27 protein-coding genes are annotated in these 26,658 nt (G+C 68.9%); 8 read left to right on the forward strand and 19 right to left on the reverse strand.

All coding sequences use genetic code 11. The annotated features are described in order from the left end of the window. Positions 1-78: 78 nt before the first annotated feature. From EV653_RS36845 to dnaK, 4 genes are read right to left on the reverse strand one after another with little or no spacing between them, the layout of a single operon-like run. Positions 79-534: a heat shock protein transcriptional repressor HspR gene (locus EV653_RS36845; protein ID WP_134110498.1), complete on the reverse strand. Its 456-nt coding sequence runs from the start codon at positions 532-534 to the stop codon at positions 79-81. After that, a complete protein-coding gene (dnaJ, locus tag EV653_RS36850; protein WP_134110501.1) occupies positions 534-1,706 on the reverse strand; it encodes a molecular chaperone DnaJ in 1,173 nt (390 codons plus the stop codon). The genes EV653_RS36845 and dnaJ overlap by 1 nt, the downstream gene beginning before the upstream one ends. Positions 1,707-1,733: 27 nt before the next feature. Beyond that, positions 1,734-2,441: a nucleotide exchange factor GrpE gene (gene grpE / locus EV653_RS36855; RefSeq protein ID WP_134110503.1), complete on the reverse strand. Its 708-nt coding sequence runs from the start codon at positions 2,439-2,441 to the stop codon at positions 1,734-1,736. Beyond that, positions 2,438-4,297, reverse strand: coding sequence for a molecular chaperone DnaK (dnaK, locus tag EV653_RS36860; RefSeq protein ID WP_134110505.1), 1,860 nt, complete (start codon positions 4,295-4,297; stop codon positions 2,438-2,440). The genes grpE and dnaK overlap by 4 nt, the downstream gene beginning before the upstream one ends. A 230-nt stretch (positions 4,298-4,527) precedes the next feature. Here dnaK and EV653_RS36865 point away from each other — a divergent pair, with 230 nt between their 5' ends. Then, positions 4,528-4,998, forward strand: a complete 471-nt coding sequence (locus tag EV653_RS36865) for a GNAT family N-acetyltransferase (protein WP_134110507.1) — start codon at positions 4,528-4,530, stop codon at positions 4,996-4,998. 209 nt (positions 4,999-5,207) lie between these two features. Next, on the forward strand, positions 5,208-6,083 hold the full coding sequence (locus tag EV653_RS36870) for a type IV toxin-antitoxin system AbiEi family antitoxin domain-containing protein (protein WP_134110509.1): 876 nt from the start codon (positions 5,208-5,210) through the stop codon (positions 6,081-6,083). Between the two features lie 60 nt (positions 6,084-6,143). Here EV653_RS36870 and hutI read toward each other — a convergent pair whose 3' ends face one another. The 9 genes from hutI to hutH form a co-directional block, all read right to left on the reverse strand. Next, complete coding sequence (hutI, locus tag EV653_RS36875) at positions 6,144-7,307, reverse strand: imidazolonepropionase (RefSeq protein WP_134110512.1); 1,164 nt, start codon at positions 7,305-7,307, stop codon at positions 6,144-6,146. Further along, positions 7,304-8,614, reverse strand: coding sequence for a formimidoylglutamate deiminase (locus tag EV653_RS36880; RefSeq protein WP_134110514.1), 1,311 nt, complete (start codon positions 8,612-8,614; stop codon positions 7,304-7,306). The genes hutI and EV653_RS36880 overlap by 4 nt, the downstream gene beginning before the upstream one ends. After that, positions 8,611-9,864 carry an allantoate amidohydrolase gene (locus EV653_RS36885; protein ID WP_134110517.1) on the reverse strand — a complete coding sequence of 418 codons (1,254 nt, stop codon included), beginning with the start codon at positions 9,862-9,864 and terminating at the stop codon, positions 8,611-8,613. The genes EV653_RS36880 and EV653_RS36885 overlap by 4 nt, the downstream gene beginning before the upstream one ends. Further along, entirely contained in the window at positions 9,861-10,784 is a 924-nt protein-coding gene (locus EV653_RS36890; RefSeq protein ID WP_134110519.1) for an ABC transporter substrate-binding protein, read from the reverse strand. Before EV653_RS36890 ends, EV653_RS36885 begins: the two co-directional genes overlap by 4 nt. Before the next feature lie 79 nt (positions 10,785-10,863). Continuing rightward, the gene (locus tag EV653_RS36895) at positions 10,864-11,514 is read right to left on the reverse strand and encodes an ABC transporter permease (RefSeq protein ID WP_134110521.1); all 651 of its coding nucleotides are present in this window, start codon (positions 11,512-11,514) and stop codon (positions 10,864-10,866) included. Between the two features lies 1 nt (position 11,515). Further along, complete coding sequence (locus tag EV653_RS36900; protein WP_134110523.1) at positions 11,516-12,172, reverse strand: ABC transporter permease; 657 nt, start codon at positions 12,170-12,172, stop codon at positions 11,516-11,518. Continuing rightward, positions 12,169-13,167, reverse strand: coding sequence for an ABC transporter ATP-binding protein (locus EV653_RS36905; protein ID WP_134110525.1), 999 nt, complete (start codon positions 13,165-13,167; stop codon positions 12,169-12,171). Before EV653_RS36905 ends, EV653_RS36900 begins: the two co-directional genes overlap by 4 nt. 134 nt (positions 13,168-13,301) lie before the next feature. Next, positions 13,302-14,957: a urocanate hydratase gene (gene hutU / locus EV653_RS36910; protein ID WP_134110527.1), complete on the reverse strand. Its 1,656-nt coding sequence runs from the start codon at positions 14,955-14,957 to the stop codon at positions 13,302-13,304. Positions 14,958-14,973: 16 nt separating this feature from the next. After that, complete coding sequence (gene hutH / locus EV653_RS36915) at positions 14,974-16,515, reverse strand: histidine ammonia-lyase (protein ID WP_134110529.1); 1,542 nt, start codon at positions 16,513-16,515, stop codon at positions 14,974-14,976. A 107-nt stretch (positions 16,516-16,622) separates the two neighbouring features. Between hutH and EV653_RS36920 the strand changes: the two genes are divergently transcribed. From EV653_RS36920 to EV653_RS36930, 3 genes are read left to right on the forward strand one after another with little or no spacing between them, the layout of a single operon-like run. Further along, positions 16,623-17,519 (forward strand): GNAT family N-acetyltransferase, encoded by an 897-nt coding sequence (locus EV653_RS36920; RefSeq protein ID WP_238160697.1) that lies wholly within the window; start codon positions 16,623-16,625, stop codon positions 17,517-17,519. Then, positions 17,516-17,707, forward strand: coding sequence for a hypothetical protein (locus tag EV653_RS36925; RefSeq protein ID WP_134110531.1), 192 nt, complete (start codon positions 17,516-17,518; stop codon positions 17,705-17,707). Before EV653_RS36920 ends, EV653_RS36925 begins: the two co-directional genes overlap by 4 nt. 23 nt (positions 17,708-17,730) lie before the next feature. Further along, positions 17,731-18,489, forward strand: a complete 759-nt coding sequence (locus EV653_RS36930; RefSeq protein ID WP_134110533.1) for an IclR family transcriptional regulator — start codon at positions 17,731-17,733, stop codon at positions 18,487-18,489. A gap of 115 nt (positions 18,490-18,604) precedes the next feature. On the opposite strand, the gene EV653_RS36935 is transcribed toward EV653_RS36930, so the two are convergent. Then, complete coding sequence (locus EV653_RS36935) at positions 18,605-20,026, reverse strand: aromatic amino acid lyase (protein WP_134110535.1); 1,422 nt, start codon at positions 20,024-20,026, stop codon at positions 18,605-18,607. A gap of 86 nt (positions 20,027-20,112) precedes the next feature. Between EV653_RS36935 and EV653_RS36940 the strand changes: the two genes are divergently transcribed. After that, positions 20,113-20,484: a nuclear transport factor 2 family protein gene (locus EV653_RS36940; RefSeq protein ID WP_134110537.1), complete on the forward strand. Its 372-nt coding sequence runs from the start codon at positions 20,113-20,115 to the stop codon at positions 20,482-20,484. A 54-nt stretch (positions 20,485-20,538) separates the two neighbouring features. Here EV653_RS36940 and EV653_RS36945 read toward each other — a convergent pair whose 3' ends face one another. Both EV653_RS36945 and EV653_RS36950 read right to left on the reverse strand, forming a co-directional pair. Beyond that, positions 20,539-20,784 (reverse strand): type B 50S ribosomal protein L31, encoded by a 246-nt coding sequence (locus EV653_RS36945; protein WP_134110539.1) that lies wholly within the window; start codon positions 20,782-20,784, stop codon positions 20,539-20,541. Further along, positions 20,781-21,863: a GTP-binding protein gene (locus EV653_RS36950; protein ID WP_134110541.1), complete on the reverse strand. Its 1,083-nt coding sequence runs from the start codon at positions 21,861-21,863 to the stop codon at positions 20,781-20,783. The genes EV653_RS36945 and EV653_RS36950 overlap by 4 nt, the downstream gene beginning before the upstream one ends. 124 nt (positions 21,864-21,987) lie before the next feature. Between EV653_RS36950 and rpmG the strand changes: the two genes are divergently transcribed. Continuing rightward, the gene (gene rpmG / locus EV653_RS36955; protein ID WP_130442702.1) at positions 21,988-22,155 is read left to right on the forward strand and encodes a 50S ribosomal protein L33; all 168 of its coding nucleotides are present in this window, start codon (positions 21,988-21,990) and stop codon (positions 22,153-22,155) included. Beyond that, positions 22,156-22,461, forward strand: coding sequence for a 30S ribosomal protein S14 (gene rpsN / locus EV653_RS36960; RefSeq protein ID WP_134110543.1), 306 nt, complete (start codon positions 22,156-22,158; stop codon positions 22,459-22,461). A 41-nt stretch (positions 22,462-22,502) separates the two neighbouring features. Here rpsN and EV653_RS36965 read toward each other — a convergent pair whose 3' ends face one another. The 3 genes from EV653_RS36965 to EV653_RS36975 are packed head-to-tail and all read right to left on the reverse strand — an operon-like array spanning position 22,503 to position 26,642. Continuing rightward, positions 22,503-23,345 carry a hypothetical protein gene (locus EV653_RS36965; RefSeq protein WP_134110545.1) on the reverse strand — a complete coding sequence of 281 codons (843 nt, stop codon included), beginning with the start codon at positions 23,343-23,345 and terminating at the stop codon, positions 22,503-22,505. A gap of 52 nt (positions 23,346-23,397) precedes the next feature. Continuing rightward, positions 23,398-24,075 carry a response regulator gene (locus tag EV653_RS36970; RefSeq protein WP_134110547.1) on the reverse strand — a complete coding sequence of 226 codons (678 nt, stop codon included), beginning with the start codon at positions 24,073-24,075 and terminating at the stop codon, positions 23,398-23,400. Then, on the reverse strand, positions 24,072-26,642 hold the full coding sequence (locus EV653_RS36975) for a sensor histidine kinase (protein WP_134110549.1): 2,571 nt from the start codon (positions 26,640-26,642) through the stop codon (positions 24,072-24,074). The genes EV653_RS36970 and EV653_RS36975 overlap by 4 nt, the downstream gene beginning before the upstream one ends. Positions 26,643-26,658 lie beyond the last annotated feature (16 nt).

Raw genomic sequence — 26,658 nt, forward strand, 5'->3', positions numbered from 1 at the left:
TCCACCGGAGCCGGAGGACTCCGAGGGTGGGTTTCGGAGTACCTCCGGTGGTCAGGTGAAAACCCCCGAGGTGAAGGATCAGCGCGAGCCGAGTTCCAGGGGCTGGGTGCGGATCCAGCGTGTCGTGGTCTGCTGCCGGCCCATGGCGATCACGTCGCCGGCTGGACCGGCCGAGAAGACCCGGCTGGTGGCGGTGCGCCGGGAGGCGCCGACACCGCGTTGAACCTCGGCCAGAAGCTGGTTGACCCGCTGACGCAGGTCCTCCACCTCCGACTGTAGCGCGAGGATGTGGCGAATTCCCGCGAGGTTGATGCCCTCTTCCTGGGACAGGTGCTGCACATAGCGCAGCTTCGCCACGTCGTACGCCGAGTACCGCCGGCCGCGGCCGGACGCCCGGCTCGGCACCACAAGGCCGAGCCGGTCGTACTGGCGCAACGTCTGCGGATGCATGCCGGCCAGCTGGGCCGCCACCGAGATCACGTAGATCGGGGTGCGGTCGTCCCAGGTCGGCACCTGGCTGAACGGGATACCCATCACGGACTCCCGAACAACCCGGCCCGCAGATCAGGGTGATCCGACGCAGAGTTGAACTCCTGCAGCTTTTCCTTCTGCTCGTCGGTCAACTCGTGCGGAACCTGCACCTCGAGCGTGAGCAGCAGATCGCCCTTGGTCCCGTCCCGCCGGACCGATCCCTTGCCACGGACGCGCAGCTTGCTGCCGTTCGCCGTACCGGCCGGGATCCGGACCGTGACGGGCAGGCCGTCGAGGGTCGGAACCTTGATCTCGGCGCCCAGCGCCGCCTCGGTGAAGCTCACCGGGACGTTCAGCGTCAGGTGCTCGCCCTGGCGGCCGAAGATCCGGTGCGGCTTGACGTGCACGGTGACGTAGAGGTCGCCCGCTGGGCCACCTCGCTCGCCGGCCGCGCCCTTGCCCTTGAGCCGGATCCGCTGGTTGTCCTGCACGCCCGCGGGGATGCGGACCTGCATGGTCTTGCTCGACTGGCCGCGGCCGGAGCCATGGCAGGTCTCGCACGGCTGGTCGACGACCAGGCCACGACCCTTGCACTCGGTGCACGGCTCGGTCATCGCGAACACGCCGCCCTGCACCGAGGTCTGCATTCCCGTGCCTTCGCACTTCAGGCAGACCTTCGGCACGGTGCCGTACTTCGCACCGGTGCCGTGACAGGTCGGGCAGGGCGCGTCGCTGGTCATCCGGAGCCCGACCGTGACACCGTTCACGGCCTCGGCGAACTCGATCGTCGCCTCGGTCTCGATGTCCTGGCCGCGCCGCGGACGGGCCGTCGTCGAGGTGGTCGTGCGCTGGCCACCACCGCCGAACATGCCGCCCAGGATGTCGCCGAGCCCGCCACCGCCGCCGCCGGAGCCGCTGCGGTTGAACAGGTCGCCGACGTCGAAGTTGAACCCGCCGCCGCCCTGACCGCTGCCGGTCGGCATCCGGAAGCCGCCGCTGCCGAACAGCCGGCGCGCCTCGTCGTACTCCTTGCGCTTCTTCGGGTCGCCGACGACGTCGTACGCCTCGGAGACCTCCTTGAACTTGGCCTCCGCGGACGCGTCACCGGCGTTGGAGTCGGGGTGGTACTTGCGCGCCAGCTTGCGGTAGGACTTCTTGATCTCGTCGGCCTCGGCGGTCTTGGAGACGCCGAGAACCTTGTAGAAGTCCTTCTCGAGCCAGTCCTTCGTGCTCATCTGACGCCTCCCCTCCCGTCGTGGTCGTTACTCCGCGGACCTGTCCGCGTCATCATCTGTGCTCTCCGCCGGTCCGTCGGCCTTCGCCGCGTCGGCCGGCAGTTGTTCGGTCGGCTCCGAGACTGCCACCCGGGCCGCCCGCAGAACCCGCTCACCCAGCCGGTAGCCCGGCTGCATGATCATCGTCGCGGTCGGACCGTCGACCTCGTCGGAGTAGTTGTGCAGCAGGGCCTCGTGGATCCGCGGGTCGAAGGGGTCACCCTTCTCGCCGAACTTCACCAGGCCGAGCTTCTCGGTGACGCGCTCCAGCGATTCCGCGACCGCCTTGAACGCACCTTCGAGCTCACCCGCCTCACGGGCCCGGCCGACGTCGTCGAGCGTCCCGAGCAGCTCGGTCAGCACCGAGCCGATCACGAGCTCCCGCGACGCCTCCCGGTCCCGGTCGACGCGGCGCTTGTAGTTGACGTACTCGGCCTGCAGTCGCTGCAGGTCCGCCGTACGCTCCGCGAGCGCTTCGGTCAACAGGGCCTCCTGGGCGGACGGCCCGACCAGGTCGGACGGGTCCCGGGGCGGCTGTGCGCCCGGAGTGCCCGGCGTCCCCGGCTGGGCGCCGGGCGCGGGAGCCGCTGAATCAGCAGGCTCCCGCGCCGCGCCGGTGTCCGGGTCGATCCGGCGCTTGTCCCGGACGACGGGCTCGCCGTCACCGAACTCGCTGCCAGTGGGTCGATCCGTCACTTGTCCTCCGTCTTGTCCTGCGGCCGGTCCTCGTCCACGATCTCGGCGTCGACGACATCGTCGTCGTTGCCGGCCGAGGTCTCGTCGGAGGTCGTCTCCTCCGAGGACCCGCCGGCGGCCTGGGCGTTCGCGTACATCGCGGCGCCCATCTTCTGGCTGGACTGGGCGAGCTTCTCCGACGCGGCCTTGATCGCCTCGGCGTCCTCACCCTCGAGGGCCTTCTTCAGCTCCGCGACGCCGTCCTTGACCTCGGTCTTGACGTCGTCGGGGACCTTGTCCTCGTTCTCCTGCAGGAACTTCTCGGTCTGGTAGACCAGGCTCTCGGCCTGGTTCCGGCTCTCGACGGCCTCGCGGCGCCGACGGTCCTCCTCGGCGTACTGCTCGGCGTCGCGGACCATCTGGTCGATGTCGGTCTTCGGCAGCGCGGAGCCACCCGTGACCGTCATCCGCTGCTCCTTGCCGGTGGCCAGGTCCTTGGCGTTCACGTGCACGATGCCGTTCGCGTCGATGTCGAAGGTGACCTCGATCTGCGGCACGTTCCGCGGCGCCGGCGGCAGGCCGGTCAGCTCGAAGTTGCCGAGCGACTTGTTGTCGCGGGCCATCTCGCGCTCGCCCTGGTAGACCTGGATCATCACCGACGGCTGGTTGTCCTCGGCCGTGGTGAAGATCTCCGAGCCCTTGGTCGGGATCGTGGTGTTGCGCTCGATGATCTTGGTGAACACGCCGCCCTTGGTCTCGATGCCCAGGCTCAGCGGGGTCACGTCGAGCAGCAGGACGTCCTTGACCTCACCCTTCAGCACACCGGCCTGCAGGGAGGCGCCGACCGCGACGACCTCGTCCGGGTTCACGCCCTTGTTCGGGTCCTTGCCACCGGTCAGCTCCTTGACCAGGTCGGCCACCGCGGGCATCCGGGTCGAACCGCCGACCAGGATCACGTGGTCGATCTTGGCCACGTCGATGCCGGCGTCCTTGATGACGGCCTTGAACGGCGCGCGGGCGCGCTCGAGCAGGTCGTTGGTCATCTTCTGGAACTCTGCCCGGGAGAGCTTCTCCTCCAGGTGCAGCGGGCCGGACTCGGTCAGGCTCAGGTACGGCAGGTGGATCGTGGTCTCGGCCGCGGCGGACAGCTCGATCTTGGCCTTCTCGGCGGCCTCGGTGAGGCGCTGCATGGCCATCTTGTCGCCGGACAGGTCGGTGCCGTTCTTGTTCTTGAACTGGGTCACCAGCCACTGGACGATCCGGTTGTCCCAGTCGTCACCACCGAGGTGGTTGTCACCGCTGGTCGCCTTCACCTCGAAGACGCCGTCGCCGATCTCCAGCAGCGACACGTCGAACGTGCCACCACCGAGGTCGAAGACCAGGATGGTCTGCTCGGTGCCCTTGTCCAGGCCGTACGCGAGCGCGGCCGCGGTCGGCTCGTTGACGATCCGGTGCACCTTCAGGCCCGCGATCTCGCCGGCCTCCTTGGTCGCCTGGCGCTGCGCGTCGGAGAAGTAGGCCGGCACGGTGATGACCGCGTCGGTGACCTGCTCCCCGAGGTACGCCTCGGCGTCCCTCTTCAGCTTCTGCAGCACGAACGCGCTGATCTGCTGAGGGGTGAACTTCTTGCCGTCGATGTCGACGCTCCAGCTCTCACCCATGTGACGCTTGACGGAGCGGATCGTACGGTCGACGTTCGTGGTGGCCTGGCGCTTCGCCACCTCGCCGACCAGGACCTCGCCGTTCTTGGCGAATGCCACCACCGAGGGCGTCGTGCGCGCTCCCTCGGCGTTGGGGATGACGGTGGGCTCGCCACCTTCCAGTACGGCGATGACGGAGTTCGTCGTACCGAGATCGATTCCGACCGCGCGGGCCATGCTTTACCTCCACGAAGTTGAGTGATGCAGACTCAATGTTGCCCGTTCGTCCGCCTCGGTTCAAATCCGTGACGCAACAAACTTGAGTTCACTGGACTCAACATTGCACATGGCCCGGGTCATTCCCAAGGGTGGGTCCGGATTTCGGGGTCCGGGCCGGGGTGCGGCCAGGGAGACCCCTCCCGGGGAAAGGTTTACCGTGCGACCCTGTCCCTGTGAAACTCCGCGCGATGAATCCCGCCGACTACGGCGCGGTGCTCGCGCTGAACAACGCTGCCGCCGGGCTGGTCGATCCCCTCGGCGCCGACCGCCTCGACTGGCTCCGGCTGATCGCCGCCCACGCCGCGATCGTCGACCTGGACGGCAAACCCGCCGGCTTCGTGCTGACCTTCACCCCGGGTTCGGCGTACGACGGTCTCGAGTTCGACTGGTTCACCCAGACGTACGCGGACCGCTTCCTGCTGATCGAGCGGATCGTCGTGGCGACCGAGCACCGCCGGCAGGGCATCGCGTCGCAGGTCTACCGCGCGATCGAACGCGCCGCCAAGCCGTTCGACCGCGCCGTCGCCCGCGTCCGCACCCACCCCCTCGACGACAGCGGCCTCACCTTCCACACCACCCGCGGCTACATCGAGGTAGGCAAACAACTCCTCCCCGACGGCACCCCCGCCCTCCTCCTCACCAAGGAACTGGCCGACTAAAGCCGCCGCCCGTCGCGCACCCGGCGGACCGGCACCTCCTCCCGTTAGCAGCTACGCGGATCTCCCGCACTGACCAACGTCACCAGGGCTCGCGCCATCACGCTCAGATCTGGTGTAGTCGATCCACCAAGCCGGGTTTGGTCAGTGTGGGAGATGCGCCTGTGGATGGATCACGTCACGCGGGCCGGGATTCGGTCACCATGAAGCTCATGGCAGATGTGGTTGACGTCCTCGGCCGGCGGGGAGGAAGCGCGACGTTCGCCGATCTTCGGGCGCTCGTGTCCGCGCGATCCATCCGGAACGCGCTGGATTCGGGTCAGATCCGTCGGGTCGCGAAGGGCGTCTACGCCCTGCCGGATGCACCACCCGCGTTGACCGCGGCTCGCAGCCACGGCGGTGTCGTGTCTCATCTCAGTGCTGCGCAGCACTGGGGTCTCGGGGTCGTCAACCGACCGGTGCTGCCACACGTCACCCTGGAGCCGGCTCGTGTTCGACGCCGGACCGGACTCCCGTGCATCTTGCACTGGGCGTCGGTACCCGCACTGGACGACGTCACGACCCCGCTCCGTACGGTGCTCGATTGTCTGCGCACTCTGCCGATGGGGGAGGCGCTCGCGGTGGCGGATTCGGCGCTGCGTTCGGGATGCGTCGAGCAGGACGAGCTTCTCGACGCCGCGGCGAAACTGCGCGGTCCGCATCGTAAACGCATTCTCCGGGCTGCCGCACTCGCCGATGGACGGTCGGAATCGGTGCTGGAGTCGGCGCTGCGGGCGCTTCTGATCGAGCGGCGAATCGAGGGCTTCGTCCCACAGGTGGTCGTCCAGGACGGCCAGTTCTCGGCACGATTGGACCTGGCGAATCCCGCCCGCCGCCTCGGTCTGGAGGCGGAGGGGTTCGAGCATCATGGCACCCGCCGAGCTCTGGTGAAGGACTGCCGAAGGCACGTCAACCTGGCCATCCGCGGGTGGACGATCCTTCGGTTCACCTGGGAGGACGTGATGTTCGACGGGGATTGGGTCGTCGATGCTGTCGAACGGGCAGGCGGACGCCAGCCACTGACCATGCAGGCCTTGCGGGCGGCTTGATCAAGGAGTTGAGCGTGCAGTTGCCGTTTCGGTCGAGGTTGATCAGTGCGGGGCGTCCCCTCAAACCGGCCGGCCGGCGATGAAGGTTTGGGTTATGAGGGGGACGGCGGGGCGGTAGGAGAGGTGTAGGTGGGAGGGGGCGTCGAGGACGGCTAGATCGGCTCGGGAGCCGGGGGTCAGGTGGCCTCGGTGGGGGCGGCGGAGGGAGGCGGCGCCGCCGGCGGTGGCGGACCAGAGGGCTTCGGCGGGGGTCATGTGCATCTCGCGGACTGCGAGGGCGATGCAGAAGGGCATGGAGGAGGAGTAGCCGGAGCCGGGATTGCAGTCGGTGGCCAGGGCGACGGTGACGCCTGCGTCCAGGAGGCGGCGGGCGTTGGGGTACGGCGAGCGGGTGGAGAACTCGATCGCGGGCAGGAGCCCGGCGACCACGCCGGCCGAGGCCAGGGCGTCAACGTCGGCGTCGGTCAGATACGTGCAGTGGTCCGCAGAGGCGGCGCCGACCTCGCAGGCCAGTTGTACGCCGGGGCCCTCGCCGAGTTGGTTCGCGTGGACCCGCGGCTGGAGGCCGCGGGCGATCCCGGCCCGCAGGATCGTGCGGCCCTGGTCGGCATCGAAGGCGCCGCGCTCGACGAAGACGTCGATCCACTTCGAGTGCTTCGCGGCCGCGTCGAGCATCGGGCCGGTCACCAGCTCTACGTAGCCGGCCGGATCGTCGGCGTACTCCGACGGCACGACATGCGCCCCGAGGTACGTCGTCTCGTCGGTGAACTGGCCCGCGATCTCGAGGTCACGGGCCTCGTCGGCCACGGTGAGCCCGTAGCCGGACTTGATCTCGACAGTGGTGGTGCCCTGCCGGCGCATCTCGGTCACGAGGCGGGACACGTTCGCGGTCAGCTGTTCGTCGGTGGCTTCGCGGGTCGCGGCGACGGTGGTGCGGATGCCGCCGGCGGAGTACGGCGTACCTGTCATCCGGGCGGCGAACTCCTCGGAGCGATCGCCTGCGAAGACCAGGTGCGAGTGCGAGTCGACGAAGCCGGGGATGACGGCCCTGCCGCCGAGGTCGAGCGCTCCGTCGGCCGCCGGCGCGTCACGGCGCGAGCCGACCCAGGCGACGTTGGCGCCGTCGATGACCAGAGCTGCGTCGTGGAGCTCGCCGAGGAGACCGCCGTGCGTGGGGTCATTGGTCACCAGCGAGCCGATGTTGGTGAGCAGGAATGAGGTCATCCGGTCACCGCCTCGATCGATGTCGTCAGCTGCGCCGGGACATCCAGGTGCACATGCTTGCCATCAGCAACCAAATGGTTGCCTGAGACGACTACATCCGAGACGTCCGCGGCAGTGGCGGCGAAGACCGCGGTCTCAGCGCTGCCGCCGGTGCCCGCGGTGCGGATGGTGTCCAGCCGGACGGCTACCAGGTCGGCGCGGGCTCCGACCCGGATCGCGCCCGCGTCCTCGAAGCCGATCGAGCGGTGGCCGTCCGTAGCGGCTGCCTTCAGGAGTTCGGCGGCGGACCAGTGGCCGCGTTCCTGGGTGGCGAGGCGTTCGTTCAGCTCGACGGCTCGCATCTCCTCGAAGAGGTCGATGATCGCGTGGCTGTCGGAGCCGAGCGTCAGCGGCGAGCCCGCGTCACGCAGTTGCACGGACGGCCCGATGCCGTCGGCGAGGTCGCGTTCGGTGGTCGGGCAGAAGCAGGAGTACGTCGCGGAGCTCCCGAGCAGCCCGACGTCGACATCGGTGAGATGCGTGGCGTGTACCGCGCTCGTCCGCCCGCTGAGGAACCCGGCCTCGTCGAGCACCTGGGCCGGCGTCCGCCCGTACGCCTTGAGACAAGCCGCGTTCTCCGCGACCTGCTCGGACAGATGAATATGGAGCGGTACGTCGGGAAACGCCGAGGCGACCGCACCGATTTGATCCTGCGGCACACCTCGCACCGAATGGGCGGCCGCACCGATCACGACGTCATCGTCAGCGCTCAACTGCGCGACCCGGGCAGCCCACGCCGTCGCGTCGCCGTCACTGAAGCGTTGCTGGACCTCGTTGAGCGGCTCGTCGATGCCGCCGGCGACGTAGCAGGTGTCGAGGAGCGTGATCCGGATGCCGACGTCACGCGCGGCCGCGATCAGCGCCAGACCCATCGCGTTCGGGTCGTCGTACCGCCTGCCACCCGGTGGGTGGTGGAGGTAATGGAACTCCCCGACCGCGGTGATGCCGGCGAGCAGCATCTCGCCGTACACCGCGCGAGCGAGGTCGTAATACGTGTCGGGGGTGAGCGCGGCGGCGACGGCGTACATCTGCTCGCGCCAGGTCCAGAAGGTGCCGCGCTCGGTCTGCGTCCGGCCGCGGAGCGCGCGGTGGAACGCGTGACTGTGGCAGTTCGCCAGGCCCGGGATGACGAGGCCGTTGAGGACGTGCGCGTCGCCGGGAGCCGCGTCCGGCTCGACCGAGGTGAAGCGACCGTTCGACGTTGTCACCAAGACGCCGCGCGCGAGGCCGGTCGGGAGGATCGCGGTCTCACACCAGTACGACGTCACTTCGCAAGGTCCTTCAGTACTGCGGCCAATGCCTCCACGCCCGCGAGACAGTCGTCCTGCTCGGCGTACTCGGCGGGTGAATGGGAGATGCCGGTCGGGTTGCGGACGAACAGCATCGCGGTCGGGATGCCGGCGTCCGAGAAAACGCCCGCGTCGTGGCCCGCGCCGGTCGGGAGGACCGGGGCGCCGTCGAGTACGCCGACCAGCCGGTCGCGCAGGCCGGTCGGGAAGTTGACGATCGGCGAGACCGATTCCGGAGTCACCTCGAGCGTGGTGCCGTCGCGTTCGGCGCGTTCGACGGCTTGCCTGGTGATTGCTGCGAGCAACAATTCCAGCGTTGCGGTGTCGGCGGCTCGTGCGTCCAGCCAGGCGGTCACCTGCGACGGTACGGCGTTGGTGCCGTTGGGCTCGACCGATACCCGGCCGAAGGTGGCGCGAGCACCGGCCAGGCGGGCCTGCTTGTTGGCGGCGAGGGCGGTCATCGCGTACGTCAGCATCGGGTCGTGGCGGTCCTCCATCAGCGTGGTGCCTGCGTGGTTGGCCTCGCCGGTAAACGTGAATCGGTAGCGCCCGTGCGGCCAGATCGAGCTGGCCACACCCACCGGCGCGGTCAACCCGCGCCCTTGCTCCACGTGCAACTCGACAAACGTCCCCATCTGCCCGATCAGCGGTGAGGGCCCGACTCCCGCCGGGTCGATCCCCGACTGCTCCAGAGCAACCGCCAACGGGATGCCGGTCCGGTCCGTCAGGGCCAACGCCTTCTCGGCCGACAACACACCGGCCGCGACCCGAGACCCCAAACACGGCATCCCGAATCGCGACCCTTCCTCTTCCACAAACGCGCCCACGCCAATAGGCACGCTGGGCTCGAACCCCTCCGCCCGCAACCGATCAACAGCCGCCAGCGCAGACACCACCCCCAGCGGCCCGTCAAAAGCCCCACCATCAATCACCGAGTCCAGATGGCTCCCAGTCACCACCCCAGGGCGGGGAGCCGGCCCTCCGGCCGGCTCCCCGCCCTGGATGGAGGATACAGCGGAGCCCACGGAGGTCCCGGGCTCCGGTTCCCACCAGGCGATCAGGTTGCCTATGCCGTCGGATTCGACGGATAGGCCGCGGGTGGCGCACTGGTTCAGGAACCAGTGCGTCGCCTCGCGTTCGGTGGGGGTCCAGCCGCCTCGGGTGTAACCGCCGGTTTCGGGGTCGCGGCCGATGGCGGACTGGTCGGCCCAGAGGGATTCGAAGCTCAAGACAGCGGGTTCTTCGACAGCCAGTCCTTGGCGACCGCGTCCGCGCTCTCCTTGCCGACGTCGATCCGCTTGACCAGGTCGGTCAGCGTATCCGTGGTCAGCTTGGCGTCGACCGCGTTCAGCGTCGCGACGACGTCGTCGGACTTGTGGTCGGTCCGGATCAACGGAACGATGTTGTTCGGCGGCAGGATGTGCTCCGGGTCCTCCAGCTGGACCCAGCCCTTGTCCTTGATGACCGCCTGGGTGGTGAACAGGTCGGTGACCTGGATGGTGTTGTCCTCGAGCGCCTTGATGCTCAGCGGACCACCGGCGTCGAGCGTCTTGTAGTCCTTGAACTCGACGCCGTACTTCTCCTTCATACCCTTCAGCCCGGCGGTCCGGACCTTGAACTCGGAGCTACCGCCCGCGACCAGGTTCTTGTCCTTCAGGTCGCCGATCGACTTCAGGCTGTACTTGTCCGCGGTCGCCTTGGTCACCACGATGGTGTCCTCGTCGGTCGCCGGCGACATCTCCAGGATCTCCAGCCCGGGCGTCAGCGCCTTCTTCAGCGCGTCGTACGCCTTCTGCGGGTCGGTCTCGGTGGAGTTCTTGTCGAAGTATGCCAGCGAGGCGCCGGTGTACTCCGGGACCAGGTCGACGGACCCGTCCTTGATCGCGGCCATGTAGGTCTCGCGGTTGCCGATGTTCGGCTTCTTCTTCACCTCGATGCCCTTGGCGGCCAGCGCCTGGCCGTAGATCTCCGCGATCAACTGGCTCTCGGAGAAGTCGGCGGACCCGACGGTGATGCTGCTCACCTTCGAGGGCGCCGGCGATTTGCCTGCGTTGTCACTGCCGAGCTGGTCGCCCCCACCCCCACAACCAGCCAGGCCGAGCACCGCCACCCCGGCGATCGCAGTACGGATGAGTGTGGATCTCAACACGAGAGCCTCCAGTGTTCTCGTTCAGCCACCGGCCGGTGCCGATGGATGCATCTCAAGTTCAGCAGGTACGACGGACAATTCAGCCGATCTTCAGCCCCTCGGACACAGTAATCCGGCCGATCAGGGCGAAGACCGCGTCCAGCACGATCGCCAGCAGCGCCACCAGCAGGGCGCCGGTGAACATCTGCGGGAAGTCGCGGAGCTTCAGCCCGTCGACCACGTAGCGCCCGAGGCCGCCGAGCGACACCAGTGCGGCGATCGTCGCGGTCGAGACGATCTGCAGGGTGGCGCTCCGGATGCCGGAGATGATCAGCGGCAGCCCGATCGGGATCTCCACCTTGGTCAGGATCTCGCGTCCGGTCATCCCCATCCCCCGGGCGGCGTCGATCGTGGCCGGATCGACACCGGACAGACCGGCGTACGTCGAGGCCAGGATCGGCGGGATGCCCAGCGCGACCAGCGCGATCAGCACCGGCAGGAAGCCGATCTGGTTGGTCAGCAGGACCGCGATCATCAGCAGGCCGAGGCTCGGCAGGGCGCGTGCCGCGTTGCCGAGGTTGATCGCCAGGAACGCACCACGCCGGGTGTGCCCGATCCGCAATCCGATCGGTAGTGCGATCACCACGGAGAGTCCGAGGGCGGCAAACGTGTACCAGAGGTGCTGCAGGATCCGCGCCCAGATCCCCTCGTTGCCGGACCAGTTGTACGAGTCGGTCAGGTACTGCCACATGTCACGCCACCTCCACCACAGGCGTAGAGACCCGAGCCCAAGGGGTCAGCACCCGCTGCAACGACACCAGGATCAGGTCGGCGACCAGAGCCAGCGCCAGCGAGAGCACGACCCCGACCACGACCGGCGTCAGGAAGTCCTTCTGGAAGCCCAGCGTGAACAGTTCCCCCAGGCCGCCGATCCCGATGACAGCGCCGACGCTCACCATCGAGATGTTCGCGACCGTGACCACGCGCAGCCCGGCGAAGATGACCGGTACGGCGATGGGCAGGTCGACCGCGACCAGCCGGTGCAGCGGCCCGTACCCGACCGCTATCGCGGACTGCCGTACGTCGGGTGGCACGGAGCGCAGTCCGTCGATCACGTTCCGGATCAGCAGCGAGACCGTATAGAGGGTCAGCGCGATGATGATGTTGATCGTCGACAGCACCTTGGTGCCGAGGAGCGCCGGGATCACGATGAACAGCGCGATCGACGGCAGCGAATACAGCAGACCGCCGAACGCGATCAGCGGGTTCGCCAGCCACGAGTAGCGCGTGGCGACGTACCCCAGCGGCACCGAGATGATCAGCCCGAGGATCACGGGAATGATCGCCAGGTAGATGTGCTCGCGCAGCTGTTCCCAGATCAGTCCCAGGTTGTCACCGATCCACCTCATGATCGCAGCGCCTGGGCGACGGTGGACTGGTCGATGACGCCGATGGCCCTGCCCTCGTCGTCCACGCAGATGCCGCAGCCGGTCGGCGACGTCAGTACTGCGTCCAGCGCCGCGCGCAGCGAATCGCCGCGCTTGAACACCGCGCCGAGCGGCAGCAGCTCGCCGGACCCGTTCTTCCAACCGACAGGTACGCCGTCCTTCAACGCGAGCTCGTCCGGCACCGGCTGCACCGGCAGCTCGTCGGGATGCACGAACGTCAGCGCACGGTAACCGCGATCCTGGCCGACGAAGCCGCGGACGAAGTCGTCGGCCGGCTCACCGAGCAGCTCGGCCGGCGGCGCGAACTGGGCCAGCTTCCCGCCGACCTGCAGTACTGCGACGTTGTCGCCGAGCTTGATCGCCTCGTCGATGTCGTGGGTGACGAACACGATCGTCTTGCCGATGTCGCGCTGCAGCCGGAGCAACTCCTCCTGCAGCTGGTGCCGGACGATCGGGTCGACCGCGCTGAACGGCTCGTCCATCAGCATGACCGCCGGATCCGCCGCCAGCGCCCGGGCGACGCCGACTCGTTGCTGCTGGCCACCGGACAGCTGGGCCGGATACCGCTCGGCCAGCTTGACGTCGAGGCCGACGCGTTCGAGCAGCTCCATCGCCGTACCGTGGGCCTTGCGCTTGTCCCAGCCGAGCAGCTTCGGGACGGTCGCGACGTTGTCCACAACGGTCTTGTGCGGGAACAGGCCGGCATTCTGGATCACGTACCCGATGCCGCGGCGCAGCGTGACCGGGTCCTGGGAGTTGATGTCCACACCGTCGATCGAGATCGTCCCGCTGGTCCGCTCGATGGTGCGGTTGATCATCCGCAGCGACGTGGTCTTGCCGCACCCCGACGGCCCGACGAACACCGTGATCTGGTTGCTCGGGATCCGCAGGGACAGCTTGTCGACGGCGACGGTGCCGTCCGGGTACTGCTTGGTGACGTCCTCGAACTCGATCATGGCGCCCCTTCGCGCTCGTCGTCGGTCGCGGATGCGACCCTAGCGGAACGACAGACCGAATCCACGCGATCGCGCGGTTTCTCGTCTTTTGAAATGTGCACCGTAGCACTACAGATTGCCACGGTCGCCCACGGTTAGCCTTCCCGCATCGGGATCCGCACACCGCGCTGGTCGGCGACCTCGACAGCCTTCTCGTAGCCGGCGTCGACGTGACGGATCACGCCCATCGCCGGATCGTTCGTGAGTACCCGCTCCAGCTTCTGCCGGGCCAGGTCGGTGCCGTCGGCAACCGACACCTGGCCGGCGTGGATGGACCGGCCGATACCGACGCCGCCGCCGTGGTGGATCGACACCCAGGAAGCACCGCTGGCCACGTTCACCATCGCGTTCAGCAACGGCCAGTCCGCGATCGCGTCCGAACCGTCGAGCATGCCTTCGGTCTCCCGGTACGGCGATGCCACGCTGCCGGTGTCCAGGTGATCCCGGCCGATCACGATCGGGGCCTCGAGCTCGCCGGAGGCAACCATCTCGTTGAACCGCACACCGGCCTTGTCCCGCTCGCCCTGTCCGAGCCAGCAGATCCGGGCCGGCAGACCCTGGAACGCGACCCGCTCGCCGGCCAACTTGATCCAGCGCGTCAGGTGCTCGTTGTCCGGGAACAGGTCGAGGATCGCCTGGTCGGTCTTCGCGATGTCGGCAGGATTACCGGACAGCGCGGCCCACCGGAACGGGCCCTTTCCTTCACAGAACAACGGCCGGATGTACGCCGGCACGAAGCCGGGGAACTCGAACGCCCGGGAGTACCCGGCCTTCCGAGCCTCGTCCCGGATCGAGTTGCCGTAGTCGAACACCTCGGCACCCGCGTCCTTGAACCCGACCATCGCCGCGACGTGCCGCGCCATCGAAGCCTGCGCGCGCTCGGTGAACCCGGCCGGGTCCTTCTCCCGAGCACTCGCCCAGTCGTCGAACTCGATGCCGACCGGCAGGTACATCAGCGGGTCGTGCGCCGACGTCTGGTCGGTGACGATGTCGATCGGCGCGCCCAGCTCCAGCAGCTCCGGCACGATCACGGCGGCGTTGCCGAGGACACCGATCGACAGCGGCCGGCGGGCCTTCTTGGCCTCCTCCGCCAACCGCAGTGCGTCGTCCAGGTCCTTCGCCCGTACGTCGAGGTAGCGGTGCTCGATCCGGCGGTCGATCCGCGACGAGTCGACGTCGATGCAGATCGCGACACCGTCGTTCATCGTGACGGCCAGCGGCTGCGCGCCGCCCATGCCACCGAGGCCGGCGGTCAGCGTGATCGTCCCGGCCAGCGTGCCGCCGAAGCGCTTCTCGGCCACCGCGCCGAACGTTTCGTACGTGCCCTGCAGGATGCCCTGGGTGCCGATGTAGATCCACGACCCGGCCGTCATCTGGCCGTACATCGTGAGGCCCATCGCCTCGAGCTTGCGGAACTCCTCCCAGGTGGCCCAGTCGCCGACCAGGTTCGAGTTCGCGATCAGCACCCGCGGCGCCCACTCGTGCGTCTGCATCACGCCGACCGGTCGGCCGGACTGCACGAGCATGGTCTCGTCGTCCTTGAGCGTGGTCAGCGTGCGGACCATCGCGTCGAACGAGTTCCAGTCGCGGGCGGCCTTGCCGGAACCGCCGTACACGACGAGTTCGTCGGGGTGCTCGGCGACCTCTGGGTCGAGGTTGTTCTGCAGCATCCGCAGCGCGGCTTCCTGCTGCCAGCCGCGGGCGGTGAGGGCGGTGCCGCGGGGTGCGCGCACAGGACGGGGTCCGGACATGGGTGATCCAGCCTTTCTAGAGGAGCGGGCCGGTGACGGCCTCGATGGCTTCGATGTAGGTGCCGTTGGCAACGAGTTGGACGGAGTGCTCGAGCTCGGGCGCCAGATGGCGGTCCGTGCCGGGGCCCTCGACGTGCTCGCGCAGTACGGCCTTGGCGGCGGCGGTGGCCGGAGCGGGGGTCAGCGGCGCGCGCAGGTCGAGCGCCCGCGCGGCGGTGAGGATCTCGATCGCCAGCACCCGCTGCAGCCCGTCGACCGACTTGCGCAGCTTGCGGGCGGCGGACCACCCCATCGAGACGTGGTCCTCCTGCATCGCGCTGCTCGGGATCGAGTCGACGCTGGCGGGTACGGCGAGACGCTTGAGCTCGGACACGATCGCGGCCTGGGTGTACTGCGCGATCATGTGCCCGCTGTCCACACCGGGGTCGTCGGCGAGGAACGCGTTCAGCCCGTGATTGCGCGCCACGTCGAGGAAACGGTCGGTACGCCGTTCGCTGATCGACGCAAGGTCCGCGACCGCGATGGCGAGGAAGTCGAGCACGTACCCGACCGGGGCGCCGTGGAAGTTGCCGTTGGACTCGACCCGGCCGTCTTTCAGTACGACGGGGTTGTCGATCGCGGCGGCGAGCTCGCGGTCGGCGACCGATGCCGCGTGCGCTGCCGTGTCACGAGCGGCGCCGTGGACCTGCGGGGAGCACCTGAGCGAGTACGCGTCCTGGACTCGGTTGCAGTCCGGACCACGGTGGCTCGCGACGATAGCGCTGTCCTTGAGGATCGCGCGGAGGTTGGCAGCAGCTGCAGCCTGGCCGGGGTGCGGGCGCAGGGCCTGCACGTCCTCGGCGAACACGCGGTCGGTGCCGAGCTGGGCCTCGACGCTCATGGCGGCGGCGAGGTCGGCGGTCTTGAAGAGCCGGTCGAGGTCGGCGAGCGCGAGGACCAGCATGCCGAGCATGCCGTCGGTCCCGTTGATCAGCGCCAGGCCTTCCTTCTCGGCGAGCACGATCGGCGTGAGGCCATTCCGCCGCAGGGCTTCGCCGGCCTCGAGAAGGTTGCCCGCGGCATCGCGGACCTTGCCTTCGCCCAGGATCGCGAGTGCGACATGCGACAGCGGTGCGAGATCGCCGGAGCAGCCGAGGCTGCCGTACTCGTGCACGACCGGAGTCAGGTGCGCGTTGAGCAGACCGGCGTACGCCTGGGCGGTCTCGACCTTCACGCCCGTCCGGCCTGTTGCGAGGGTGGAGAGCCGCAGCAGGGCAAGCGCCCGTACGACTTCGGTCTCCACCTCGGGGCCTGAGCCGGCCGCGTGCGAACGGATCAGGCTGCGCTGCAACTGCGCCCGCAACTCCGGCGCGATGTGCCGCGTCGCGAGTGCGCCGAACCCGGTCGAGACGCCGTAATGCGGGGTGTCCGCATGGGCCAGCGCCTCGATCGCGGCGCGTGACTTCGCGATCTCCTCCAGGGCCTGGTCGTCGATCTGTACTTGCGCGCCGTACCGTGCGACCGCGACCACCTCGGCCGGGGTCAGCGGACCGATACCGACAATCACCGTGTCTTCCACCCGATCATTGGACCGCGCCCGGATGCTCCTCGACAGGAGCGGCAGACCAGTTTCTGTCTCGGATCTGAGACGTCAGGTGTGGACCCGCGAACACATAGAGTCAAGCCATGGTGTTCGAGATCCGGCCGGCGCGGCCGGCGGACGCGGTCGGCGTCGCCCAGGTCTGGGCTGCCGTGATGCCGCAGCTGGTGAAGTCGGCGCGGGCCATCGAGGCCGAACTGCGAGGCGGCCGGAGCCGCGTGATCCTGCTCGCCGTGGACGGTCCGGACGTGGTCGGGTACTCGAACCTCTATCTCCCCGAGGCAGACCTGGCCGGCGCGCGGGTGCGGATCACCGTCCAGGTACCACCGTCGCAGCGCAAGCGCGGGATCGGCAGCGCATTGCTGACCGCGATCTCCGCGGAGGCACTCACCGCCGGGGCCGGCCGGTTATTGGTCGCAGTGGCGGACGACGACGAGTCCAAGGCGTTCGCGGAGAACCGCGGGTTCGTGCTGGGGCGGCGGATGAGCCATGCCGCTGCCGACCTGCGCGAGGTGCGCGAGCCGGTTGCGCCGCCGGCCGGCCTACGTCTGACCACCTACGAACACCTCGAGCCGCGGCAGCTGTTCGACGCCGAGATCCAGGTCCGGGACGACGACCCGAGTGGGTTCTCCAGCGGGCCGGCGTACGACGAATGGGTGAAGGTGTCGTGGAACAACCCGGACACCCGGCGGGACCTGAGCTTCGCGGTGCTCGACGGTGACCGGGTGCTGTCGTTCGTCACCACGACTGCTGATCCGGACCGCGGGGTGATCTGGTCGAACCTGACCGGCACGATCCCTTCGGATCGCGGGCGCGGACTGGCGAAGGTGGTGAAGTCACACGCGCTGGCCGCGGCCCGGGACGCCGGGTTCGTGACGGCCTCGACCGGTAACGACGCCGGCAATGCGCCGATGCTGGCGGTGAACCGGTGGCTCGGCTACCGGGCGACGACCGGTGCGTGGACTGCGGAGAAAGCCCTGTGAAGCGACTGGTCATCTCTTTGCTGTTCTTCCTGGTTGTGTCGCTCGCGGTCGGATTGCTGCTCTCGGGCTCGGAGTTCCTGGACTGGGGTCTGGCCGGCGGGCTGTTCGCGATCGCGGTCGCGGGTGAGGGGCTGCGGTTCTGGTTGGGACGCAGCCGCGCGAAGAAACGCGAATCGTCAGGGATCTAGTCCGGCCGGGTTACGCTGCCGTTGTGAGCGGCAACGTTCCCGCCTCGACCCGCACGCTGCGGGTGCTGACGTTCCTGGCCACCCAGCCCGGTCCGGTACCGATGGAGCGCATCGCCTCCGCGGTCGGCCTGCCGCGCTCGTCGACGTACCACTTGCTGCGGGCAATGATCGACGAGGGGTTCGTCGTCCATCTGCCCGAGGAGAAGCGATACGGGCTCGGGGTTGCTGCGTTCGAGATCGGGTCGGCCTACCTGCGGCACGATCCGTTGGAGCGGTTGGCGCGGCCGTTGCTGGTGCAGCTGGTGCACGAGGTGGGGCAGACGGCGCATCTCGGCGTACTGCACGGTCGGGAGCTCGTGTACCTGCTCAAAGAACAGCCGCCGCGGCCGGTCACGCTGGTGACCGATGTCGGGGTGCGGCTACCCGCCACCCTCACGGCATCCGGGCGCGCGCTGCTCGCCGAGCTGCCGCCGGCTCAAGTTCGTGCGCTCTTCCCAACGCCTGAATCCTTCGTCCGCCGCACCGACCTCGGCCCGCAGACCCTCACCCAACTCCGGCGCCTACTGGCCGACGAGAAACGTCAGGGCTACGCGGTCGAAGACTCCTTCATCACCCCGGGCATGGCCTCGGTCGCCAGCGCCGCCGTGGACCACGCGGGCCACCCAGCTGCCGCCATCAGCGTCACCTTCCGCACAGACGCCATCCCACCACCGGACCGCCCGCAGCTCGCCCACCGCATCCGCCAAGCCGCGGCCGCCCTCTCCCGCCGCCTCCACGGGTAACCCCTGCACCCAGCTCTAACGACAGGAGGTGGTGGCACAAATCGGCCTTCGACCGGGGTAGGCGAGCGTGGCTGTGGCGGACCGAGGGCCATACCTCCTGTCCTTAGCGGGCCCATCAGCCCGACTCGGCTGGGTGTTCGACCTGGCGGTCGCCCCATTGGGTGAGGAGGCCGCGGGCTATTTCGAGGTCCTCGCGGAGGGAGCGGTCGGCGAGGCTGGCCGGTAGGGCGGCCAGGGCGTCTGCCAGCCAGGGGCCGACGGCTGCCGGTGCCAGGTCGTCGGGGGTCAGGCCGGCGAGGCGGATTGCGCGTACGGCGGTGACCAGTTCGCTGGCAAGGACCTCGCGCAGGGCATCCAGCAACTGAGCGGTTAGTACTGCGGCCTGTGGTGCGAAGCTCGCGTGGAGCTCGGCGCCCCGCGACAACGTCGCCGTGCCCAGCGTCGCGGGCTGGGCGGCTGAGCGGACCGCGGCGAGCGCGTCGTGGGCGACGTACTCGATCATCATCACGCCCGAGCTCGCCGCCGCTCCGCTGGCCAGGAAACGGCTGAGGCCGGTGTAGTCCGGATCGACCAGGTTCGCGACGCGGGTGGTCGAGAGGGTCGCGACGCTGTGCAGGCTCAGCCGGAGCGAGTCGAGGGCGAGCGCGATCGGCATCGCGTGCCAGTTGCCGTTGTGCAGCACGGTGTCGCCCGCCACCAGTGGGTTCTCCGCGGCCGCGTTGATATCGATCCGCACGCTATTGCCCAAGGCATCGGAATGATCGACGGCCGGTCCAAGCACCTGCGCGAAAGCCCTTAATCCGAACGGATCCTGGACGCGGGCAGGCGCGAGTGGGAGACCGTCGAGCAGCCCGCGCATCCGCCGCGCGACCCGCACCTGTCCCGGCTGCGGACGAGCCTCGTGCACGCGTACGTCGTACACCTCGGCGTTGCCGCGCAGCGCGACGTGCGAGAGCGCGCCGACCAGCGGTACGACGTTGATGAGCGTGCCGGCCTCGACGTACGCGAGGCAGCACTCGGCGAGCGTGAGCGCATTGCTGGACAACAGCGGTAGGGCGCTGGTCCCGTCGACGACATCGCCGAGCGCGAGCCCGAGCTCCGCCAGCGGACCGAGGTCGCCGGTACCGATCGCACCACCGCGATGCAGGTCGGGCAGATCGTCGTCGTTGAGCAGACCAACGATCGCGTCGGCCACCGCCGGGTCGAGCCCGGACCCGCCCGCGGCGAGCTGGTTGACCCGGATCAGCAGCCCGAGCCGGACGACATCCTTCGGGTACGACGTCGTACCGGTCGTGCTGTGCGACCCGAGCAGGCGTGCTCCGTGCTCCGGGTCGGACGTGAGCACGTCGCGGTTGGCGCCGACGCCGGTCGTCCGCCCGTACACCGGCCGGCGGCCCGCGACCTCGGCCACCACCGCGGCCGACGCCTCCATCCGCTTCCGCGCGACCTCGCTCAGCCGAACCGCCGTACGCCGCTGCCCGAGCGCCACCGCCTCCAACGGGCTCAACCCGGCACCCGTCAGCTCAACCGGCTCCATCCCCACAGTGTGGAACCGCGCTGCCCGGTCGGGTAAGCGCCGCGCCCACCTAAACGTCTCGAATCCGAGACGGGCAGACTCGACGCATGACAGTCGAGGACGAAGTACGCGCGGAGGCGGCCGAGGCGGACGCGGTGCTGATCGGCAACGACGCCGAACTGATCGCGAACTGCTGGACCGACGACTGGGTCGCCGTCGATGCCACCGGAGTCACGTCGAAGGCCGACATCATCGGCTGGATCGCGTCCGGCCGGCTGCAGCATCACAGCATGAGGACCGTCGGGGGTGAGCGGATCGCTCGGGTGGGCGACACGGTCGTCCTCACCGCCCGGAAGGCGAGTACCGGCACCTGGGACGCGACGCCGTACGAGATCGAGGAGTGGATCAGCCAGGTCTACGTCCGCTCGGACGGCCGCTGGCTGCAGGCGTTCTGCCACAAGGCGACGGTTGCCGCCTGAACACGCAAACAGCCCGTCGCCTCGGGAGGCGACGGGCTGTGAGAAGACCAGGGGTTACTTCTGGCCGTAGCGCTTCTTGAACTTCTCCACGCGGCCCTGGGTGTCCATCACGCGCTGCTGGCCCGTGTAGAACGGGTGACTCGCGGACGAGATCTCGACGTCGACGACCGGGTAGGTGTTCCCGTCGTGCCAGACGACCGTCTCGTTGCTCTCGCGGGTCGAACCGGTGAGGAAGCTGAAGTTGCCGGACTTGTCCCGGAAGACGACCCGGCGGTAGTCGGGGTGAATGTCCTTCTTCATGCTGCAGTACTTCCTTCCAGATAAGGGGCGAACGGGTCGGTCAGGGGGTGGACCGCTTCATCCGCACGGAGGACACAACCGTCGAGGCGGTCGGTTAATTCCCGCAGCTCCAGACCGGGCCCGGTGATCGACAGGTACGACGCGCGGTCGCCGTACTCCGGGTGCCACTCGAGGGCGGAGCGGGCCTGGTGTTGCTGCCCGACCGCCGGCCAGCGATCGGCCGGGAGGTCGGCCAGCCACGGGCCGAGCACGCCGATCGAGATGTTCGTCCCGAAGCTGTCCCAGCTGAGCCGGTTGCGGTGCTGGGTCGCGATCCAGAGCGTGCCGCGTCCGCGGGCCGACCCGGCGATGAGGTCCTCCAGGGCGTCGTACAGACGCTCCGGATGAAACGGTCGATTGGATTGCCAGACCAGTGTCGGCACCTCGCCGTCCGCGGGCGCCGCGATCGAACCGGGCTCGACGACGTTCCCAGGAGCATGCAGCCCCACGCCGAGCAGACCGGTCGGCGTGGTCTTGATCAGCAGCCGTGGATTGATTGCCCGGACCAGCGCAGCCGGACCGTCACCGCTCAGCACCGCCGCATCAGCCGACTCCAGTTGCCGGACGACGACCTCGGCGATCGCACGGCCGTCCTCGACCGCGGTCGGGATGCCGCGATCACGGATCAGCTCGTCGCCGGTCACATCAGCGAGCACGGTGGTGGCGTCGACGGTGGTGACGACGGCGTCGATGCGGAAGTCGTCGGCCGTCGCGAGCTCGGTCGCGAGCGCCTGGGTGTCTCCGGCGGCGGGGACGTTGACGATCGCTGCGCCGTACCGCTCGATGGCCGCGATGCTGGAGAGCAGCTGGACGAGGGAATCGCGCATCGCGCAGGAGACGCACGGGTGGTCCATGGTGATCACCTCGCGGTCGATCACGCCGGCCGCAGTGCGGGCGGTCCGGACGACGGAGCCGGCGCTCAGGCCGCTCACGTCGTACTCCACCAGGACGCCGGTCGGGCCGGCAGCCGCGAGCAGATTGCTCGCCACGGCGCCGCGGAACTCGTCGTCGAGGCCCGTCAGCAAGGTCACCGGCAGCATCGACTCTCCTGTCTTGTTGAAAACGATAACCACTACAAAGTACCCTGTCGGCCGGAATAGTGGCCACCCGGCCGGCGTTGAGAGCAGTGTGGGTCACCCGCCAGGTGATCCGGGAAAGGACAGCATGGCCAAGCGCAACGACCTCCGCCCCATCATCAAGCTCCGCAGCACCGCAGGCACCGGCTTCACCTATGTAACGCGGAAGAACCGCCGGAACAATCCCGACCGGCTGATCATCCGCAAGTACGACCCGAAGACCCGGGCCCACGTCGACTTCCGCGAAGAGCGGTAAATGGCAACGACCGCGAAGATCGCTCGCAACGAGCATCGCCGCCGGACCGTGGCCCACTACTCCGAGCGTCGGTCCTCGTTGAAGCGCATCATCGCCGACCCCGGCACGTCGGCGGGCGACCGCGCCGAGGCGCAGCTGAAGCTCCAGAAGCTGCCGCGCGACGCGAACCCGATCCGGGTCCGCAACCGCGACGTCGTCGACGGCCGCCCGCGCGGCTACATCGGCAAGGCGGGCATCTCGCGGGTTCGATTCCGGGAGATGGCCCACCGCGGCGAACTGCCCGGGATCACGAAGTCTTCCTGGTAACACGTCAAAGCCCCCCGCCGCAGCGGGGGGCTTTGCTGTGTCTACAGGCGGTTGTACGCCTTCAGCGTTCGGAGCGCGCCGACGGTCACGATGCCGCGGTACTCCAGGGTGGCCGCGGGGCCGGGCGGCTCCCAGGTGAGGGCCCAGCCGCCGTCGTCCTGCTGGTCGGCGATCAAGCGGTCGAGATGGGCCTCGAGCTGGGCGTCGGTGAACAGCTGCTTCCAGAAGCTGTCCGGCGTCGGCGCGAAGTGCAGCGGCGTCACGCCGTACGACGGATCCGCGGCATCGGCGCGGAACCACTGGAGTTTGGGCAGCCAGTCGCGGACCCGGTCGACGTCGACGTCGTCGGTGTGCTCCAGGAACTCCAGCGCCTCGTGCATCCCGTGGGCGTCCTCGGGGAACTCCTTCGCGAGCTCCGCCGCACACCACGCGCCGGCCTTGTCGCGCCACGGGTGCTCGACACCGAGCGTGTACAGCCTCCCGACCAGGCCCGCAGTCGGGTTGATGCCGGGCTGGTACGTCCACTCGGTGATGTGCTCGGCCCGCGGGTAACCCTCCACCGCGGGACCGCACAGCGGGACAGCGCCGTCGGCCGTCGCGATCTGACCCAGCCAGTCGACCGCCCGCCGGACCATCTCGTCGTCCCGGGCACCGGCCGCTATCAGCGTGTCGAAGGCGACCTCGACGTCGAGCGGGAGGCTGTCCGGACACCGCTTGTCCGGCTCCAGCCCCCAGCCGAAGCCGCCGTCGGCGTTCTGGAACCCGCGCAACGCGTCGACCACGCCCTGCGGATCAGCGCCCTCGAAAACCGTCGCGAAGAGCCGGCGCTCGAGCAGCCGAGCGTCCCGTCGTACAAAGTCCCGACCTGCGGTGAAGATGTCCATGCGCCTACCCTCGCGCAGATCGTGCCGGAGGTCTTGAACGAAACGGACACGCTCAGGGTTCGAAGCGGTAGCCCATGCCCGGTTCGGTGAGGAGGTGCTTGGGGCGGGCCGGATCGGGTTCGAGTTTGCGGCGGAGTTGGCCCATGTAGAAGCGCAGGTTGCCGCTGGCGGTCTCGTAGCCGGGGCCCCATACCTCGATCAGCAGCTGGCGTTGCGACATCAGCTTGCCGGGGTTGCGGACCAGCACCTCGAGCAGGTGCCACTCGGTCGGGGTGAGGCGGATGTCTTCGCCGTTCTCCAGCGTCACCCGCTTCGCGGCCAGATCGACGACGGCACCGCCGACGGTCACCACCGGCTGGTCCTGGGCGATGTTGCTGCGACGCAGTACGGCGCGCATGCGGGCCAGCAGCTCGTCGATACCGAAGGGTTTCGTCACGTAGTCGTCCGCGCCGGCGTCCAGCGCTTCGACCTTGTCGGTCTGGTCGGTCCGCCCGGACAGCACCAGGATCGGGGCGTCGGTCCAGCCGCGCAGTCCGCGAATCACGTCCACGCCGTCGAAGTCCGGCAGCCCGAGGTCGAGGATCACCAGCTCGGGCGGATGCTGCGCCGCGACCTTCAACGCCGACGTACCGGTGCCGGCCAGATGCACCTCGTACCCGCGCGCCTTCAGATTGATCTGCAAGGCCCGCACGATCTGCGGCTCGTCGTCGACCACCAGCACTCTCGTCACTCTTGCTCCGATCGTTCGCGGGCTCCGGGGACCGGGGCATCGGTCGGGCGGAGGGCGGCGGTCGGCATGGTGACCACCATGGTCAGACCACCGCCCGGGGTGTCTTCGGGTAGCAGCGTCCCGTGCATGGCCTCGGCGAGGCCGCGAGCAAGCGCCAGGCCCAGCCCGACGCCAACCGTGTTGTCGGTGTCGCCGAGGCGCTGGAACGGCGCGAACATCCGGTTCCGGTCCTCGCGCGGGATCCCCGGCCCGCGGTCGATCACCCGGACCTCGACGATGTCGCCCAGTGCGCTGCCGGTGATCAGCGGCGGACGGCCAGCAGGCGAGTAGCGGATCGCGTTCGCCAGCAGGTTCGCGACCACTCGCTCCAGCAGCGCCGGATCCGCTTCGACGAGCGGCAAGGTGTGTGGGATGTCGACCGTCACCTGGTCGGCTTCGTCACCCAACTCGGCGAGTACGCCGGGGAGGATCTCGTCGAGCGCCATCGGCCGCGTGAACACCGGCAGTACTCCGGCCTGCAGCCGACTCAGATCGAGCAGGTTGTCCACCAACCGCGACAACCGATCCAGCGACTCGTCCGCGGTCTCCAGCAGTTCGGCCCGCTCGGACTCGCTCCACTCGACGTCGTCGCTACGCAGCGAAGTCACCGAGGCCTTGGCCGATGCCAACGGCGATCGCAGATCATGGCCGACGGCGCGCAACAACGCAGTACGCAGCTTGTCGGCCTCGGCGAGCGGCTTCGCTTCAGCAGCGGCCTCGCTCAACCGGGCGCGGTCGACCAGCGCGGCGGCGTGGGCCGCGAACGCCCCGACCAGCCGCCGCTCGTCGGCCTCCAGCTGATGACCTTGCAGCACGAGAACCAGGTCGTCCCGCGCGGGGATCTCGGCGTCGGCCTCCTCCGGACGAGTGCAGGTCAGGGAGCCGGCCGAGGCCAGCGGCCGCCAGATCTCGGTCAGCTCGTCGTCGTCCACACGCTCCATCAGGCACGCCCCGGTCATCCCGAACGCCTCGCGCACCCGTTCGAGCAGCGCGGGCAGGGCCGTCTCTCCCCGCAGCACCGATCCGGCCAAGGTCGCCAACGTCTCCGATTCCGCGGCCGCCCGGGCCGCCTGCCTGGTGCGTCGTGCCGCCCGGTCGACGACCGAGCTCACCATCGCGGCGACCAGGATGAAGATCACCAGCGCCAACGCGTTGTTGAGCTCGGCGATCGTGAACGTCCGCTTCGGCGGGGTGAAGAACCAGTTGAGTACCAGCGATCCGCCGACCGCGGTCACCATCGCCGGCCACATGCCACCGACCAGCGCGACCACCACGACCGCGAACAGGAACGCGAGCACGTTGCTGGTCAGGTTGAGCGTGTCGCCGCCGAGCCCCAGCACCAGCGCAAGGACCGGCGGCAGCACGATCGACAGCACGAATCCCTGGATCTTCCGGCGCCGGGACAGACTGCCCCGCAACCGCGGCAACCGCCCACGGCCCATCAACGAGTGCGTGACGATATGTACGTCGATATCGCCGGAATCGCGGATCGTGGTGGCGCCGATCCCCGGCCCGGTGAACAGCGAACTGATCCGCGAACGACGACTGCCGCCGAGCACCAACTGGGTGGCGTTCTCCGCCCTCGCGAACGTCAGCAGAGCGGACGGGATGTCGTCGCCGACGACCTGGTGATAGGTCCCGCCGAGCTTCTCGACCAGGTTGCGCTGCTCGGCCAGCTTGCTCGGGTTCGCCCCGGTCAGTCCGTCCGAGCGTGCGACGTGTACGGCGAGTAGGTCCCCGCCGGATGACCGCGCCGCGATCCGGGCGGCGCGCCGGATCAGCGTCTCGCCCTCGGGACCGCCGGTGAGCGCAACCACGACGCGCTCCCGGGCTTCCCAGGTCGAGTCGATGTCGTGCTCCTGGCGGTACTGCTGCAGCCCTGCGTCCACCCGGTCGGCCAGCCACAACAGCGCCAGCTCGCGCAGGGCGGACAGGTTGCCGACGCGGAAATAGTTGCCCAGGGCAGCGTCCACCTTGTCGGCGGTGTAGATGTTGCCGTGGGCCATCCGCCGGCGCAGGGCCTCCGGCGTCATGTCGACCAGCTCGATCTGGTCCGCGGCCCGGACCACGCGGTCCGGGACCGTCTCCTGCTGCGGTACGCCGGTGATCTTCTCGACCACATCGTTGATCGACTCGAGGTGCTGGATGTTGACCGCCGAAATCACGTCGATCCCGGCGGCCAGCAGCTCCTCGATGTCCTCCCAGCGCTTCTCGTTCCGGCTGCCCGGGACGTTGGTGTGTGCCAGCTCGTCGACCAGCGCGACCTCCGGCCGCCGGGCCAGTACTGCGTCGATGTCGAGCTCAGTGAAACTCGCGCCGCGGTAGTCGATGATCCGCCGCGGGACGACCTCGAGCCCGCTGAGCATCTCCGCGGTGTGCGCGCGGCCGTGGGTCTCGACGAACCCGACCACCACGTCGGTGCCGCGGGCCAGCCGGCGCTGACCCTCGCCCAGCATCTTGTAGGTCTTCCCAACGCCGGGCGCGGCGCCGAGATAGACCCGCAGATGCCCACGGCCGCTCTTGCTCATACTCGAATGATCTCAG

It is taken from the genome of Kribbella pratensis (assembly GCF_004365355.1).
Lineage (GTDB): Bacteria > Actinomycetota > Actinomycetes > Propionibacteriales > Kribbellaceae > Kribbella.

Coding starts and splice junctions, on each gene's coding strand:
- EV653_RS36845 (WP_134110498.1), bottom strand. CDS start 534: ATGGGTATCCCGTTCAGCCAGGTGCCGACCTGGGACGACCGCACCCCG.
- dnaJ (WP_134110501.1), bottom strand. CDS start 1,706: ATGAGCACGAAGGACTGGCTCGAGAAGGACTTCTACAAGGTTCTCGGC.
- dnaK (WP_134110505.1), bottom strand. CDS start 4,297: ATGGCCCGCGCGGTCGGAATCGATCTCGGTACGACGAACTCCGTCATC.
- EV653_RS36865 (WP_134110507.1), top strand. CDS start 4,528: ATGAATCCCGCCGACTACGGCGCGGTGCTCGCGCTGAACAACGCTGCC.
- EV653_RS36870 (WP_134110509.1), top strand. CDS start 5,208: ATGGCAGATGTGGTTGACGTCCTCGGCCGGCGGGGAGGAAGCGCGACG.
- hutI (WP_134110512.1), bottom strand. CDS start 7,307: ATGACCTCATTCCTGCTCACCAACATCGGCTCGCTGGTGACCAATGAC.
- EV653_RS36895 (WP_134110521.1), bottom strand. CDS start 11,514: ATGTGGCAGTACCTGACCGACTCGTACAACTGGTCCGGCAACGAGGGG.
- EV653_RS36900 (WP_134110523.1), bottom strand. CDS start 12,172: ATGAGGTGGATCGGTGACAACCTGGGACTGATCTGGGAACAGCTGCGC.
- EV653_RS36905 (WP_134110525.1), bottom strand. CDS start 13,167: ATGATCGAGTTCGAGGACGTCACCAAGCAGTACCCGGACGGCACCGTC.
- hutU (WP_134110527.1), bottom strand. CDS start 14,957: ATGTCCGGACCCCGTCCTGTGCGCGCACCCCGCGGCACCGCCCTCACC.
- EV653_RS36920 (WP_238160697.1), top strand. CDS start 16,623: ATGGTGTTCGAGATCCGGCCGGCGCGGCCGGCGGACGCGGTCGGCGTC.
- EV653_RS36935 (WP_134110535.1), bottom strand. CDS start 20,026: ATGGAGCCGGTTGAGCTGACGGGTGCCGGGTTGAGCCCGTTGGAGGCG.
- EV653_RS36940 (WP_134110537.1), top strand. CDS start 20,113: ATGACAGTCGAGGACGAAGTACGCGCGGAGGCGGCCGAGGCGGACGCG.
- EV653_RS36945 (WP_134110539.1), bottom strand. CDS start 20,784: ATGAAGAAGGACATTCACCCCGACTACCGCCGGGTCGTCTTCCGGGAC.
- EV653_RS36950 (WP_134110541.1), bottom strand. CDS start 21,863: ATGCTGCCGGTGACCTTGCTGACGGGCCTCGACGACGAGTTCCGCGGC.
- rpmG (WP_130442702.1), top strand. CDS start 21,988: ATGGCCAAGCGCAACGACCTCCGCCCCATCATCAAGCTCCGCAGCACC.
- rpsN (WP_134110543.1), top strand. CDS start 22,156: ATGGCAACGACCGCGAAGATCGCTCGCAACGAGCATCGCCGCCGGACC.
- EV653_RS36965 (WP_134110545.1), bottom strand. CDS start 23,345: ATGGACATCTTCACCGCAGGTCGGGACTTTGTACGACGGGACGCTCGG.
- EV653_RS36975 (WP_134110549.1), bottom strand. CDS start 26,642: ATGAGCAAGAGCGGCCGTGGGCATCTGCGGGTCTATCTCGGCGCCGCG.